The organism is Neobacillus sp. PS3-12, assembly GCF_030915385.1.
GTDB lineage: Bacteria > Bacillota > Bacilli > Bacillales > Cytobacillaceae > JAEVLT01.
In genome coordinates this window covers 1091206-1104452 of sequence record NZ_CP133268.1, presented here as the reverse complement: position 1 = coordinate 1104452, position 13247 = coordinate 1091206, and the positions used below count along the sequence as shown (strand labels likewise).

Sequence of the window (13247 nt, the reverse complement as noted above, 5' to 3'; positions counted from 1 at the left end):
TTACCAATCCGTAATAATCGTGCAAAAAAAGAGGTAATCCCTTTACATCTCGGCAATTTTTTTCGATAATAATAACAATGATTCTAATTTTAAAAACATAACTAAAAAGTACCTTCTTCGAAATGAAAAGTGCGGATAACCTTTTTTCGGAGCAGTTAATCATAGAATGAAATTTAAATAACGATATGAATAAAAGGTGATTTCATGGCGAATGATCAAATGTTAACCGCCGAACAAGTCATCGACAAGACTAGAGCCTATTTAAATGATGAGAATGTTGAATTAGTCAAAAGGGCACATGAATATGCCAAACATGCTCATCGTGAACAATATCGAAAATCGGGTGAACCCTATATTATTCATCCCATTCAGGTAGCAGGAATTCTTGCAGATCTGGAAATGGATCCCGCCACTGTTGCTGCGGGTTTTCTTCATGACGTTGTTGAGGATACCAGCGTTACATTAAAGGATTTAGAAACGGTCTTCAATGAAGAAGTGGCCATGCTTGTCGACGGTGTGACGAAGTTAGGTAAAATTAAATATAAATCTCACGAGGAACAGCAGGCTGAAAACCATCGAAAAATGTTTGTCGCGATGGCGCAGGATATTCGTGTAATTCTGATTAAACTTGCTGACCGGCTTCATAATATGAGAACATTAAAGCATTTGCCTGTTGAAAAACAACGGCGGATTGCAAATGAAACTCTTGAAATTTTTGCCCCTCTTGCCCACCGTCTGGGTATTTCCAAAATAAAATGGGAACTAGAGGATATCGCATTAAGGTACCTAAATCCACAGCAATATTATCGAATTGTTAACTTAATGAAGAAAAAACGGGCTGAACGTGAACAATATTTAGATGATGTGATTGCCGAAGTTCGCAGCAGGATGGGCGAAGTGTCAATTAAAGCTGAGCTTTCTGGTCGTCCTAAGCATATATATAGTATTTACCGTAAAATGGTGCTGCAAAATAAGCAATTCAGCGAAATTTATGATTTACTAGCCGTAAGAATTGTTGTCAATAGCATCAAAGATTGTTATGCCGTTTTAGGGATTATTCATACTTGCTGGAAACCAATGCCAGGCAGATTTAAAGACTATATTGCGATGCCAAAGCCGAATATGTATCAATCCCTTCATACGACTGTTATTGGACCGAAGGGTGACCCACTTGAGGTACAAATTCGAACATTTGAAATGCATCGAATTGCCGAATTCGGGGTTGCGGCCCATTGGGCATATAAAGAAGGCAAAACCTTAGAAGATGGCAATGAGTTTGAAGAAAAAATGACATGGTTCCGTGAAATTCTTGAATTCCAGAATGACATTGCCAATGCAGAAGAATTTATGGAGTCATTAAAAATCGACTTATTTTCGGACATGGTGTTTATTTTCACGCCAAAAGGGGATGTCATCGAACTTCCAGCGGGCTCTGTTCCGATCGATTTTGCCTATCGGATTCATTCGGAAATTGGTAATAAAACCATTGGAGCCAAAGTAAATGGCAAAATGGTTACACTCGATTATAAGTTAAAAACCGGCGATATCATCGAAATTTTAACGTCGAAACATTCCTATGGACCAAGCCAAGACTGGCTAAAACTGGCCCAAACCTCGCAAGCTAAAAATAAAATTCGTGCTTTCTTTAAAAAGCAGCGTCGTGAGGAAAATATCGACAAAGGAAGAGAATTGGTCGAAAAAGAAATCCGCACAATGGAGTTTGATGTTAAAGAAATTTTAACCCTTGAAAATCTTAAAAAAGTAGCGGAAAAATTCAATTTCACCAATGAGGACGATATGTATGCTGCTGTTGGCTACAACGGTGTAACTGCACTTCAAGTCGCCAATCGTCTAACGGAGAAATGGCGTAAAAAACGGGATCAGGAACAGGCAACGAACATTGCGAATAAGATTTCTGATTTAAAGGCATTTCCTTCCTCTAAAAAGCGTGAGTCCGGGGTGCGTGTCTCAGGTATTGATAATTTGTTGATCCGCCTTTCTAAATGCTGCAATCCAGTCCCTGGTGATGAAATTGTTGGCTTTATTACAAAAGGCAGGGGTGTTTCTGTTCATCGGGCAGATTGTACAAATATTGAGACTTCTGATGCCCAATCAAGACTTATTCCTGTAGAATGGGAAACAACGCTAAATGATCGAAAAGAATATAATGTAGATATTGAAATAACCGGTTATGATCGCCGGGGTTTATTAAATTCTGTATTACAGGCAGTGAATGAAGCAAAAACAAATATCTCAGCTGTTTCGGGTAAAACAGACCGCAACAAAATGGCTACGATTAACATGACAATTATGATCCATAATGTCAGTCACTTGCAAAAAGTGGTTGAACGGATTAAACAGATACCTGATATTTATTCTGTTCGCAGAATGATGAATTAGTTGAAGGAGTTTACTTAGAAATGCGAGTAGTTGTACAGCGAAGTAAGGCGGCTAGTGTAACGGTTGCAGGAGAGGTCACGGGGAAAATTGATAACGGACTTGTTCTCCTTGTTGGTGTTACGCATGACGATAACGAAGATGCCGCAGCTTATTTGGCAGATAAAATTGTAAACCTCCGCATCTTTGAGGATGAAGCAGAAAAAATGAATTTATCTTTATTAGATGTGGGCGGGCAAATATTATCGATTTCCCAATTTACTTTATATGGGAACTGCCTTAAGGGTCGACGCCCTAACTTTATGGAAGCAGCAAGACCTGATCAGGCTATTCAAATTTATGACGCTTTTAATCGATTCCTTCAAGAAAAAGGAGTACATGTCGAAGCCGGGTGTTTCGGCGCAATGATGGAAGTGTCATTAGTCAATGATGGTCCTGTTACTCTGATCGTAGAGAGTAAATAGTGATGCCTGGCACTTATGGTGTCAGGTTATTTTTTTATGACAAAATTTTTTCGCTTTTCCATCCACTTGTAAGTTTAAGCGTGCAATTGGACAAAATAGAGGAGACAAGAACGGATGGGATGGTGAAAAAGATGAGAATGAGTGATAAGGGAATGAACGTGCATGCTTCTGAAGGCCGTCTTTTTGGTGTTGATTTTCATGATATCATTCAAAAAGAGCAGCAATCATCTGCCTATGAGCTTGCCTCTGAGTTTGGGTTGACATTGGGAGATGTAAAGAAATTAAAAAAACATTTAGAGAGATCTTGACATTATTCGATAAGCTTCGTATGATTATGTAATCTGATAACTTTATGAATATAACCAATGATGGAGCATAGTAGTTAAGTATCACAACATGGTAAGAGAGGAAATGCCTTGGGCTGCGAGCATTTCTGCATGTGTCTTAATGAATGAACACTCCGTAGGCTTCCCTCTGAAAAAGCAAGTCTCTAGTAGGAGGAGAACGTAACCAGGCGTTAACGGTAAGAGCGGAAGTGCATCTATTTGCACTTCAACTAGGGTGGCACCACGGGATCAAACTCTCGTCCCTTGTTATTTATAACAAGGGACGGGAGTTTTTTTATTTGTCTTGGTTAACGAAGATTTAAAATCCAAAAGGAGGAAGGGAACTCTTATGTCAATCAGCATCCCTAGAGGAACTCAAGACATACTGCCAGGTGAAGTTGAAAAATGGCAGTTGATTGAAAACAAAGCGAGAGAGCTTTGTGAAAAATATCAATACCACGAAATCCGTACCCCAATTTTTGAACATACAGAATTGTTCTTACGAGGGGTTGGAGATACAACCGATATCGTTCAAAAGGAAATGTACACGTTCAAAGACCGCGGTGACCGTGATCTCACCTTAAGACCGGAAGGAACCGCCTCAACGGTTAGAGCCTATGTCGAGAAAAAAATGTTTGGAAATGCCAATCAACCTGTAAAGCTCTATTACATGGGGCCGATGTTTCGATACGAGCGTCCGCAGGCAGGCCGTTTCCGTCAATTTGTCCAATTCGGAATTGAGGCATTAGGAAGCAATGACCCCGCGATTGATGCTGAGGTTATTTCCCTCGCAATCAATCTCTATAAAGAAATGGGTCTAAAAAAGTTAAAGCTTGTTATTAATAGTTTAGGCGATAAGGAGAGCAGACATGCTCACCGCGAAGCACTTGTGAATCACTTTAGTCCAAGGATCAACGAATTCTGTGAGGATTGTCAAAAAAGATTGGACAAAAATCCGCTAAGAATTCTTGATTGTAAGCAGGACCATGATCATGAATTAATGAAGACAGCACCTTCGATCATTGATTATTTAAATGATTATTCGAAAAAATATTTTGAAAAACTTCAGCAATATTTAACGCTTTTAAATATTTCATTTGAAGTAGACCCAAACCTTGTTCGTGGTTTAGATTACTATAACCACACAGCGTTTGAAATTATGAGTAATGCAGAAGGCTTTGGTGCGATAACAACTTTATGCGGCGGCGGCCGCTATAATGGCTTAGTCGAAGAAATCGGCGGTCCTGAAACACCAGGAATCGGTTTTGCCTTAAGTATTGAAAGATTTATTGCTGCGCTTAACGCAGAAGGAATTGACCTTAATACCAATCAAGGAATTGATATATATTTAGTTTCTCTTGGTGAGGAAGCAAAAGATTATACCGTAGGGCTTTTACAGCAGCTGCGGTTTGCCGGTTTTTCAGCTGAAAGAGATTATTTGGACAAAAAAATTAAGGCCCAATTTAAAGCTGCTGACCGCATGAAAGCAAAATATGTTGCAGTTTTAGGAGAAGAAGAACTCCAAAACAATAAGATCAATTTGAAAAACATGGAAACTGGCGAGCAAGTAGAAGTAGAATTAGCTTTATTTATAAAATATTTCCAAGAATTGCAAGTATAAGGGGGATCATCAGATTATGTTTGGCAGAAGTTATTTTTGTGGAGAAGTACCAGAAACAGCGGTAGGTGAAAAGGTAACATTAAAAGGCTGGGTGCAAACACGCCGTGATTTGGGCGGGTTGATTTTTATTGATTTAAGGGACCGCAGCGGCATTGTTCAAGTTGTATTTAATCCCGAAACATCTTTGGAAGCATTGCAAACTGCTGAAAAAATCCGCAGTGAATACGTACTTAGTGTGGAAGGGACTGTTGTTGCCCGCGAAGAAGCGACCTTTAATGACAGCATCTCTACTGGTAAAATTGAGGTTCAGGCGAAATCAGTGACAATCCTTAATGCGGCAAAAACTCCGCCTTTTGAAATTGCGGATAAGACCGATGTTTCAGAAGATGTAAGGCTTAAATACCGCTATTTGGATTTCCGCAGACCCGTTATTTTTAACACATTAAAAATGCGTCATCAAGTGACAAAATCGATTCGGGATTTTCTTGATTCTGAAGAGTTTTTAGATATTGAAACACCAATTTTAACAAAAAGCACACCAGAAGGAGCACGTGACTATCTTGTGCCCAGTCGCGTTCATCCTGGTGAGTTCTATGCTCTTCCACAATCACCACAGCTATTTAAGCAGTTGTTGATGGTAGGAGGAATTGAAAGGTACTATCAAATCGCTCGCTGCTTCCGTGATGAGGATTTGCGTGCAGACCGTCAGCCTGAATTTACACAGGTCGATATTGAGACAAGCTTTTTAGGTCAGGACGATATCATGAACCTGATGGAAAACATGATGACGAAAGTGATGAAAGAAGTGAAAGGAATTGAGATTTCAACTCCATTCCCAAGAATGACCTATGATGAGGCAATGGGCCGTTTTGGTTCTGATAAGCCTGATACGCGTTTTGGTCTTGAACTTGTTGATCTTTCCGAAATCGTTAAAAACTCCGGCTTTAAGGTTTTTGCAGCAGCAGTTGAAAAAGGCGGACAAGTAAAAGGGATTAATGTCAAAGGTGCGGCAGAAAAATATTCACGCAAAGACATGGATGCTTTAACGGAATTTGTTGCTGTTTACGGAGCAAAAGGACTTGCCTGGCTTAAGGTTGAAGAGGATGGCTTAAAAGGTCCGATTGCAAAATTCTTTACAGAGGATGAAAGTAAAGCCATTTCGGCTACACTTGAAGCCAATATTGGAGATATACTTGTATTTGTTGCCGATAAAAAGAGTGTGGTTGCTGACTCATTGGGTGCATTAAGGATAAAGTTGGGTAAAGAATTAGATTTAATTGATCAAAGCTTATTCAATTTCCTATGGGTTACCGATTGGCCATTATTTGAGTACTCTGAAGACGACAATCGTTATTATGCTGCCCACCATCCATTTACAATGCCATTTAGGGAAGATCTTCCACTCCTTGAAAGTGAGCCTGAAAAAGTTAGAGCTCAAGCTTATGACATTGTTTTAAATGGATATGAGCTTGGCGGAGGTTCACTGCGGATTTTTGAACGTGATATTCAGGAAAGAATGTTCAAGGTGCTTGGATTTACTCCTGAAGCAGCCAATGAGCAATTTGGTTTCTTAATGACAGCCTTTGAATACGGAACACCTCCACATGGTGGAATCGCCATGGGCTTGGATCGTCTTGTTATGCTTCTTGCAGGCAGCTCTAATCTTCGTGATACCATTGCATTCCCTAAAACAGCAAGTGCAAGCTGCTTGCTTACAGATGCTCCTGGTGAGGTTTCTTTGGAACAATTACATGAACTTCACTTGTCATTGAACGTTAAGAAAAATAAATAATAGCCTATTTTGTTAAGGTTGAATAGCGCTTTCAACTATGCTAGAATAAAATCAATAAATAAAGAGTCCTGAAGTGTACGTTGGTATACCTGAAGTTTTGACCGAACATTTTATCTAAGGGAGTCTAGAGTTTTCTAGCAGCGTAAATGCCCCAATCCATCGGGATTTAAGGGGACTTACAAAAGCTGGAAACAGGACACCCACCTGCCGAGGGCGGGATCAAAACAAAGGTTTAAAACGACGGCACGCTCGGGACTCTTTTACGTTCGTAATCTCCCGTAAAAATGGGGGATTTTTTTGTATTCCTATGGAAATACTTGCATTTAACATCGTGTATGATATATTTTTTTACGGGAAAAAGAAATGTAAGCGAATTTTAATAATGGAGTGAAATATATGTTACATCAATTCTCAAGAAATGAATTGGCAATTGGGAAAGAAGGACTCGACATCATGAAGAACAGTACCGTTGCGGTTCTGGGAATCGGAGGTGTCGGTTCTTTTGCGGCAGAAGCATTGGCCCGATCAGGGGTTGGCCGCCTGATTTTAATTGATAAAGATGATGTCGATATCACAAACGTTAACCGCCAGATAATTGCCCTGTTGTCAACTGTGGGCCAGCCCAAGGCTGATTTAATGAAAGAACGAATCCAAGATATTAACCCTGACTGTGAAGTAGTTGCTTTAAAGATTTTTTATACCGAAGAGACCTATGAGCAAATATTTGATTATAATTTGGATTTTGTTGTTGATGCTTCCGATACAATTGTTTACAAGATTCATTTGATGAAAGAATGCTTAAAGCGGAATATCCCGATCATTTCTAGCATGGGCGCTGCTAATAAAATTGATCCAACACGCTTTCAAATTGCCGATATATCTAAAACCCATACGGACCCAATTGCAAAGGTGATCCGCACAAAACTGCGAAAAGAAGGGATCCGTAAGGGAATACCAGTGGTTTTTTCAGATGAAAGTCCAATCGTAATTCGTGAGGACGTGAGAAAAGTAGTTGGAAAAGAAAATGCCGAAATCAGGAAGGCACAAATGCCTCCTGCATCGAATGCATTCGTGCCATCGGTTGCCGGATTAATCATGGCAAGCTACGTTGTAAATCAATTACTTAAAGATATTAAAATTACCCGTGTGTCTGACTAAAATTGGCGATTAAATCCCTGAACTATACTGTTTGGGGGTTTTCTTTTTGAGAAGATTACCTGATGGCTTTATATAGTAAGTTGCGGGACCATTCCCCATTTCCTTAAAATTTTTCGAAAGTATTCTTCTAATCGTCTTCCTAAGCCCCAAGTCATTTAAAGTTAACCAATTCCCTGCGATTGTTTCTAAAAATTCATCAAACATTCTCTCCCCCTCAAAGCCTTTTTCAACGGAAGAATATTTTTTTGCATCTTTATCGGACAGTTCCATTCGTAATTTTAAAGATCGTAAAGTTAATAATTCCTTTGATTCAGTTCGGGATTTATAGACCATGCACACATCTCCAATCTTAGATTTGTTAATAATTATACCTAATTAAACAAGAAAAAAAGTTACCAATTTGGTAAAATTGTCTAGTACTTGTCTAAAGGAAGGAGATAGAGCTTGGAACCAATCGTAGAGTTAAAGAGTGTGACAAAAGTGATTAGAGGCAGGACCATCATAGATGATATTAGCTTTGTCGTTAATAAAGGAGAAGTGTTTGGCTTTTTAGGTCCAAATGGAGCAGGAAAGACGACAACCATTCGGATGATGGTAGGCTTGATGGGGATTACCTCGGGTGATATCACGATTGCCGGGGCCAGCATAAAGAAGCACTTTACAGAAGCTGTGGGCCATGTAGGAGCAATCGTGGAAAATCCGGAAATGTATAAATTTATGAGTGGATACGATAACCTTGTTCATTTTTCAAGAATGACAAATGGAGTAGAAAAGGAGAAAATTAATGAGGTTGTTGAGCTTGTTGGCTTAACGGAGAGAATTCATGATAAAGTAAAAACCTATTCGCTTGGGATGCGGCAACGCTTAGGCTTAGCACAATGTCTTTTGCATGATCCAGAAGTACTGATTCTTGATGAACCGACAAATGGGCTGGATCCAGCTGGAATCAGAGAAATTCGGGATTATTTGCGGCTTCTTGCCCGTGAAAAAAATATGGCAGTGATCGTCTCGAGCCATTTGCTTTCTGAAATGGAAATGATGTGCGACCGAATCGGTATTATCCAGAATGGACGCCTTGTTGATGTCCAGCTTGTTGAGGAATTTATTCATGGTGCTGATAGCGTATACGAATTTGAGGTAGTTCCAAGTGATACAGCTACTTCGGTGCTGCAGAACCAAGGACGAAGAGTAACAACATCACGGAAAGGAATAACCGTACAATTAAAAAGAGAAGAAGTCCCCGCTGCAGTAAAGGAACTCATAGCGGCCGATGTTCAAATCTTTGGCATTAGGGAAGCAACCAAAACGCTAGAGGACCGCTTCCTTGAGGTAACTAGTGAAAAAGGGGATGTTAGATCATGATTGGGCTAATCCAAAATGAATGGATGAAGATATTTAAACGGCCGGGTACATATGTTATGATTGCCATTCTCTTGATCGCAACTACCATTTTCGGTGTCGTATTAAAGTTTGAACAAAATGACACCAATTTTGAAGGGACAAAGAACTGGGAACAAAATCTAAAGCAGGAAAATGTAGCATTACAGAGGCAGATGGAGGGCAGCCGCTCACCGTTAGAAAAACAAGATTTTAAGAAGCAAATCACGATTAATTCCTATCGAATTAAACATCATATTCCGCCAGAAACTAGCTATCATCTTTGGGATTTTGTTAATAGTGCCGCTGAGTTAATTGATGTCGCAGGATTGTTTACGATCATTATTTCAGCAGGAATTGTGGCCAGTGAATTTACTTGGGGAACAATTAAACTGCTATTAATAAGGCCAATTATGAGAGTAAAAATATTGCTTTCAAAATATTTAACGATTTTATTGTATGCTATTTTTCTGCTGGTGATTTTATTTGCCTATTCTTCAGCAATAGGTGCGATTTTATTTGGGACAGCTGATCATTCGTCCATTTACTTGAATTATAATAATGGAATTGTTAGTGAACAAAGTATGTTTGTACATATGCTGATCTATTATGGATTGAACTCGATCAATATGATCATGCTGGCAACGATGGCTTTTATGATTTCTGCTGTATTTCGAAACAGTTCACTTGCAGTCGGTCTTTCGATATTTTTGATGTTTACAGGTACTCAATTGACGGAACTGCTGTCATTAAAGTTCTCATGGGCAAAATATATTTTATTTGCGAATACTGATTTAATGCCGTATTTTGAAGGAACGCCTTTGATCGAAGGGATGACATTATCTTTTTCGGTCGTTGTCCTGTTCGCTTATTTCCTCCTATTTCATTTTCTTGCTTTCTATGTTTTTAACAAAAGGGATGTTGCAGCTTAAAGTATAAAAAATCTGCCCATACAAAGGCAGATTTTTATTTGCTTTTATTTAATTTTTCATAAACAACGCCAAGTGCCTGTTCAAATTTACCGGTTTTTTTCGGTTGGTAGTATTGTTTATTTTTGATTCTATCTGGTAAGTATTGCTGTCTGACCCAGCCATTTTCGTAATTGTGCGGGTAAAGGTAATCGATGCCTCGGCCCAAGTCCTTTGCTCCTTTGTAATGCGCATCCTTTAAGTGGTCGGGAACCTCGCCGACAATTCCTTTTTGAATATCACTTAGGGCTGCCTCAATGGCTAAAACCGCAGAGTTCGATTTTGGCGAAAGGCATAATTCAATCACTGCATTTGCAAGTGGAATCCTTGCCTCTGGAAAACCGACTCTTTCTGCAGTTTCAATTGCCGCTAAGGTACGGGCTCCAGCCTGCGGGGAGGCAAGACCAACATCTTCGTAGGCAATAACCAAGAGGCGTCGGCTGATACTAATAAGATCGCCAGCTTCAATCAGCCTGCCTAAATAGTGAAGGGCTGCATTGACATCACTGCCGCGAATCGATTTTTGAAAAGCTGACAATACATCATAATGGGCATCACCATCTTTATCATGGGCAAAGCTTTTCTTTTGCAGGCACTCTTCTGCTGTTCCTAAATCGATAAGAATGATACCCTCTTGATTTGGATCTGTTGATAATACTGCTAATTCTAGTGCATTTAACGCACTTCGGACATCCCCATTTGAACCATTGGCAAAATGGTCTAACGCCTCATCTGGTATATCAAGCTTTAATTCCCCAAATCCTCGCTCTTCATCCTTGATAGCACGTACTAATGCAGTCCGTACTTCATCCGGAGTTAATGGCTTTAATTCAAAAATTTGACAACGGCTTCGAATCGCGGGATTGATCGCATGGTAGGGGTTGCTTGTAGTTGCACCAATCAACGTAATCATCCCATTTTCTAAAAATGGAAGCAGAAAATCCTGTTTGGCTTTATCTAAGCGATGGACTTCATCCAAAAGAAGGATGACTTTTCCGGACATTTTGGCTTCTGCCGCAACAATTTCCATGTCCTTTTTATTATTTGTTACTGCATTCAGCGTTCGAAAGGCGTAATTTGTGCTTCCTGCAATCGCACTTGCGATCGATGTTTTGCCGATACCGGGCGGCCCGTAAAGGATCATTGAGGTTAGTTGCCGGGATTTTACCATCCTGGCAATAATCTTGTCTTTGCCAACTAAATGTTCCTGGCCAACAATCTCATCGATTGTCCTAGGTCTCATTCGAAATGCTAATGGTTTTAATGCCATAAAATCCGCTCCATTGTTTCAAACATTTATTACTATTACAGTAACATTTTCTCTGCAAAAAGCATATATCCAGAGATTATGCTATAATTTCTAATGCCTATCAAATTACTGAGGATTTTGGTAGTATTAATTTAGTACATTCTATATTTATAGGATCAGCAATTCTGAAAAAGGTGAAATTCAAGTTTTTTCATTAAATTATTCGCGCATTAGGAACATATACCGCTATATGAAAAATTGAAAGGAGTGTTAGTTGGTGAAAATTTCAACTAAAGGACGCTATGGATTAACTATTATGATTGAACTTGCAAAAAGACATGGGGAGGGGCCGATTTCCTTAAAGTCAATAGCCCAAACCAATGATTTATCAGAGCATTATTTAGAACAATTAATTGCACCGCTCCGAAATGCCGGGCTGGTAAAGAGTATTCGGGGAGCATATGGAGGTTATGTTTTAGCAGATCAGCCCTCCAACATTACTGCAGGGGATGTCATCCGCGTCCTAGAAGGACCGATTACTCCTGTTGAGGGGATTGAAGACGAGGAACCTGCGAAAAGAGAGCTTTGGATTCGCATTAGGGATGCGATTAAAGATGTTCTTGATAGCACAACCATTGATGATTTGGCTAAACACAGTGATGATGTTGTATCTGACGGATATATGTTTTATATTTAAATGAAAAAAATGATGAAATTGAAGGTGTAGGAATGGAACGTATTTATCTCGATCATGCCGCAACAACACCAATGCATCCAAAAGTGGCCGAGAAAATATTTGAAGCACATAACATAAATTTTGGTAATCCCTCAAGTATACATTCATTCGGCAGGGAAGCCCGCCATCTTTTAGATCAGGCCCGTGAAACATTGGCTGCCAGTATTGGGGCAAAGCAAAATGAAATTATTTTCACCAGCGGCGGAACGGAAGCAGATAACATGGCCTTGTTTGGTGTTGCCGAAGGTTATCAAAACAACGGAAAGCATATCATTACAACTCAAGTTGAACATCATGCTGTTCTCCATGCTTGTCAAAGATTAGAAAGAATGGGATTCGAAGTGACCTATTTACCTGTAGATGAGACAGGGCGGATCAGCATTGAAGAATTGAAAGCCTCGCTCCGAGATGATACGATTCTTGTTTCAGTGATGTATGGCAACAACGAGGTTGGAACCTTACAGCCTATCACTGAGATTGGCCAGATTCTCGCTGATCATCAAGCTTTTTTTCATACAGATGCAGTCCAGGCCTATGGGATAGAAAATATCGATGTTAATAAAAGTTTTATCGACCTTTTAGCAGTTTCTGCCCATAAAATTAACGGTCCAAAAGAACCGGCTTCTTATTTGCACGGGAAAATGTAAAATTAGCTCCACGGTCCTTCGGCGGCGATCAAGAACGAAAAAGACGGGCTGGAACAGAAAATGTTCCGTCCATAAGCGGATTTCGTGAAGCTGTCCTGATTTCTCAAGCGGAGCGGGAAAGCAAGAAAGAAAGCTTTAAACAATTTAAAGAAACGTTTATGCAAGTACTTAAGCACGAGGATGTAGAATTTTCCTTAAACGGAATGCTTGAATATTCGCTGCCGCATGTATTAAACTTAAGCTTTCCAGGTACAAATGTCGAATCGATGCTCGTTAATTTGGACATGGCTGGAATCGCCGTCTCGAGCGGTTCGGCTTGTACGGCAGGTTCCATTGAACCTTCCCATGTACTTGTAGCGATGTTTGGAAAAAATTCAGAGCGTTTGAACAATTCGATACGGTTTAGTTTTGGCTATAACACAACAGAAGAACAGATTGTTAGTGCTGCTGAGGAAACCGCAAAAATTGTGAAGCGCCTTAGAAAATAAACCTTTCAGACCTTCAATCTGATA

The 13247-nt window shown here is 39.7% G+C and carries 11 protein-coding genes, 1 other RNA gene, 1 pseudogene and 1 other annotated feature; of the genes and pseudogenes, 11 read left to right on the top strand and 2 right to left on the bottom strand.

Annotation, left to right across the window (positions count from 1 at the left end; genetic code table 11):
* Positions 1–204: 204 nt before the first annotated feature.
* From RCG17_RS05785 to RCG17_RS05755, 7 genes are all read left to right on the top strand, one after another.
* Positions 205–2400 carry a RelA/SpoT family protein gene (locus RCG17_RS05785; protein WP_308174295.1) on the top strand — a complete coding sequence of 732 codons (2196 nt, stop codon included), beginning with the start codon at positions 205–207 and terminating at the stop codon, positions 2398–2400.
* 20 nt (positions 2401–2420) lie between these two features.
* Complete coding sequence (gene dtd / locus RCG17_RS05780) at positions 2421–2861, top strand: D-aminoacyl-tRNA deacylase (protein ID WP_308174294.1); 441 nt, start codon at positions 2421–2423, stop codon at positions 2859–2861.
* Between the two features lie 2 nt (positions 2862–2863).
* Positions 2864–3169: a hypothetical protein gene (locus RCG17_RS05775; protein WP_308174293.1), complete on the top strand. Its 306-nt coding sequence runs from the start codon at positions 2864–2866 to the stop codon at positions 3167–3169.
* 48 nt (positions 3170–3217) lie between these two features.
* Positions 3218–3455, top strand: a binding site (T-box leader).
* A gap of 81 nt (positions 3456–3536) precedes the next feature.
* A complete protein-coding gene (gene hisS / locus RCG17_RS05770) occupies positions 3537–4808 on the top strand; it encodes a histidine--tRNA ligase (RefSeq protein WP_308174292.1) in 1272 nt (423 codons plus the stop codon).
* A 16-nt stretch (positions 4809–4824) separates the two neighbouring features.
* Positions 4825–6600, top strand: coding sequence for an aspartate--tRNA ligase (gene aspS, locus RCG17_RS05765; protein ID WP_308174291.1), 1776 nt, complete (start codon positions 4825–4827; stop codon positions 6598–6600).
* A gap of 62 nt (positions 6601–6662) precedes the next feature.
* Positions 6663–6860, top strand: a non-coding RNA gene (gene ssrS / locus RCG17_RS05760) — 6S RNA.
* A 136-nt stretch (positions 6861–6996) separates the two neighbouring features.
* Positions 6997–7758 carry a tRNA threonylcarbamoyladenosine dehydratase gene (locus RCG17_RS05755; RefSeq protein WP_308174290.1) on the top strand — a complete coding sequence of 254 codons (762 nt, stop codon included), beginning with the start codon at positions 6997–6999 and terminating at the stop codon, positions 7756–7758.
* A gap of 9 nt (positions 7759–7767) precedes the next feature.
* On the opposite strand, the gene RCG17_RS05750 is transcribed toward RCG17_RS05755, so the two are convergent.
* Positions 7768–8091 (bottom strand): hypothetical protein, encoded by a 324-nt coding sequence (locus RCG17_RS05750; protein WP_308174289.1) that lies wholly within the window; start codon positions 8089–8091, stop codon positions 7768–7770.
* 111 nt (positions 8092–8202) lie between these two features.
* Here RCG17_RS05750 and RCG17_RS05745 point away from each other — a divergent pair, with 111 nt between their 5' ends.
* Positions 8203–9120, top strand: coding sequence for an ABC transporter ATP-binding protein (locus RCG17_RS05745; RefSeq protein ID WP_308174288.1), 918 nt, complete (start codon positions 8203–8205; stop codon positions 9118–9120).
* Complete coding sequence (locus RCG17_RS05740; RefSeq protein WP_308174287.1) at positions 9117–10067, top strand: ABC transporter permease; 951 nt, start codon at positions 9117–9119, stop codon at positions 10065–10067. Before RCG17_RS05745 ends, RCG17_RS05740 begins: the two co-directional genes overlap by 4 nt.
* Positions 10068–10101: 34 nt before the next feature.
* Here RCG17_RS05740 and RCG17_RS05735 read toward each other — a convergent pair whose 3' ends face one another.
* Complete coding sequence (locus tag RCG17_RS05735; protein ID WP_308174286.1) at positions 10102–11373, bottom strand: replication-associated recombination protein A; 1272 nt, start codon at positions 11371–11373, stop codon at positions 10102–10104.
* Between the two features lie 256 nt (positions 11374–11629).
* Here RCG17_RS05735 and cymR point away from each other — a divergent pair, with 256 nt between their 5' ends.
* Together cymR and RCG17_RS05725 are read left to right on the top strand one after the other, a co-directional pair.
* Entirely contained in the window at positions 11630–12049 is a 420-nt protein-coding gene (gene cymR, locus RCG17_RS05730; protein ID WP_308174285.1) for a cysteine metabolism transcriptional regulator CymR, read from the top strand.
* 32 nt (positions 12050–12081) lie between these two features.
* Positions 12082–13223: pseudogene (locus RCG17_RS05725) on the top strand (cysteine desulfurase family protein).
* Positions 13224–13247 lie beyond the last annotated feature (24 nt).

What these genes read in the sequence shown, in the direction of transcription:
- RCG17_RS05785 (WP_308174295.1), top strand. Translation starts at nt 205, where the DNA reads ATGGCGAATGATCAAATGTTAACCGCCGAACAAGTCATCGACAAGACT.
- dtd (WP_308174294.1), top strand. Translation starts at nt 2,421, where the DNA reads ATGCGAGTAGTTGTACAGCGAAGTAAGGCGGCTAGTGTAACGGTTGCA.
- RCG17_RS05775 (WP_308174293.1), top strand. Translation starts at nt 2,864, where the DNA reads ATGCCTGGCACTTATGGTGTCAGGTTATTTTTTTATGACAAAATTTTT.
- hisS (WP_308174292.1), top strand. Translation starts at nt 3,537, where the DNA reads ATGTCAATCAGCATCCCTAGAGGAACTCAAGACATACTGCCAGGTGAA.
- aspS (WP_308174291.1), top strand. Translation starts at nt 4,825, where the DNA reads ATGTTTGGCAGAAGTTATTTTTGTGGAGAAGTACCAGAAACAGCGGTA.
- RCG17_RS05755 (WP_308174290.1), top strand. Translation starts at nt 6,997, where the DNA reads ATGTTACATCAATTCTCAAGAAATGAATTGGCAATTGGGAAAGAAGGA.
- RCG17_RS05750 (WP_308174289.1), bottom strand. Translation starts at nt 8,091, where the DNA reads ATGGTCTATAAATCCCGAACTGAATCAAAGGAATTATTAACTTTACGA.
- RCG17_RS05740 (WP_308174287.1), top strand. Translation starts at nt 9,117, where the DNA reads ATGATTGGGCTAATCCAAAATGAATGGATGAAGATATTTAAACGGCCG.
- RCG17_RS05735 (WP_308174286.1), bottom strand. Translation starts at nt 11,373, where the DNA reads ATGGCATTAAAACCATTAGCATTTCGAATGAGACCTAGGACAATCGAT.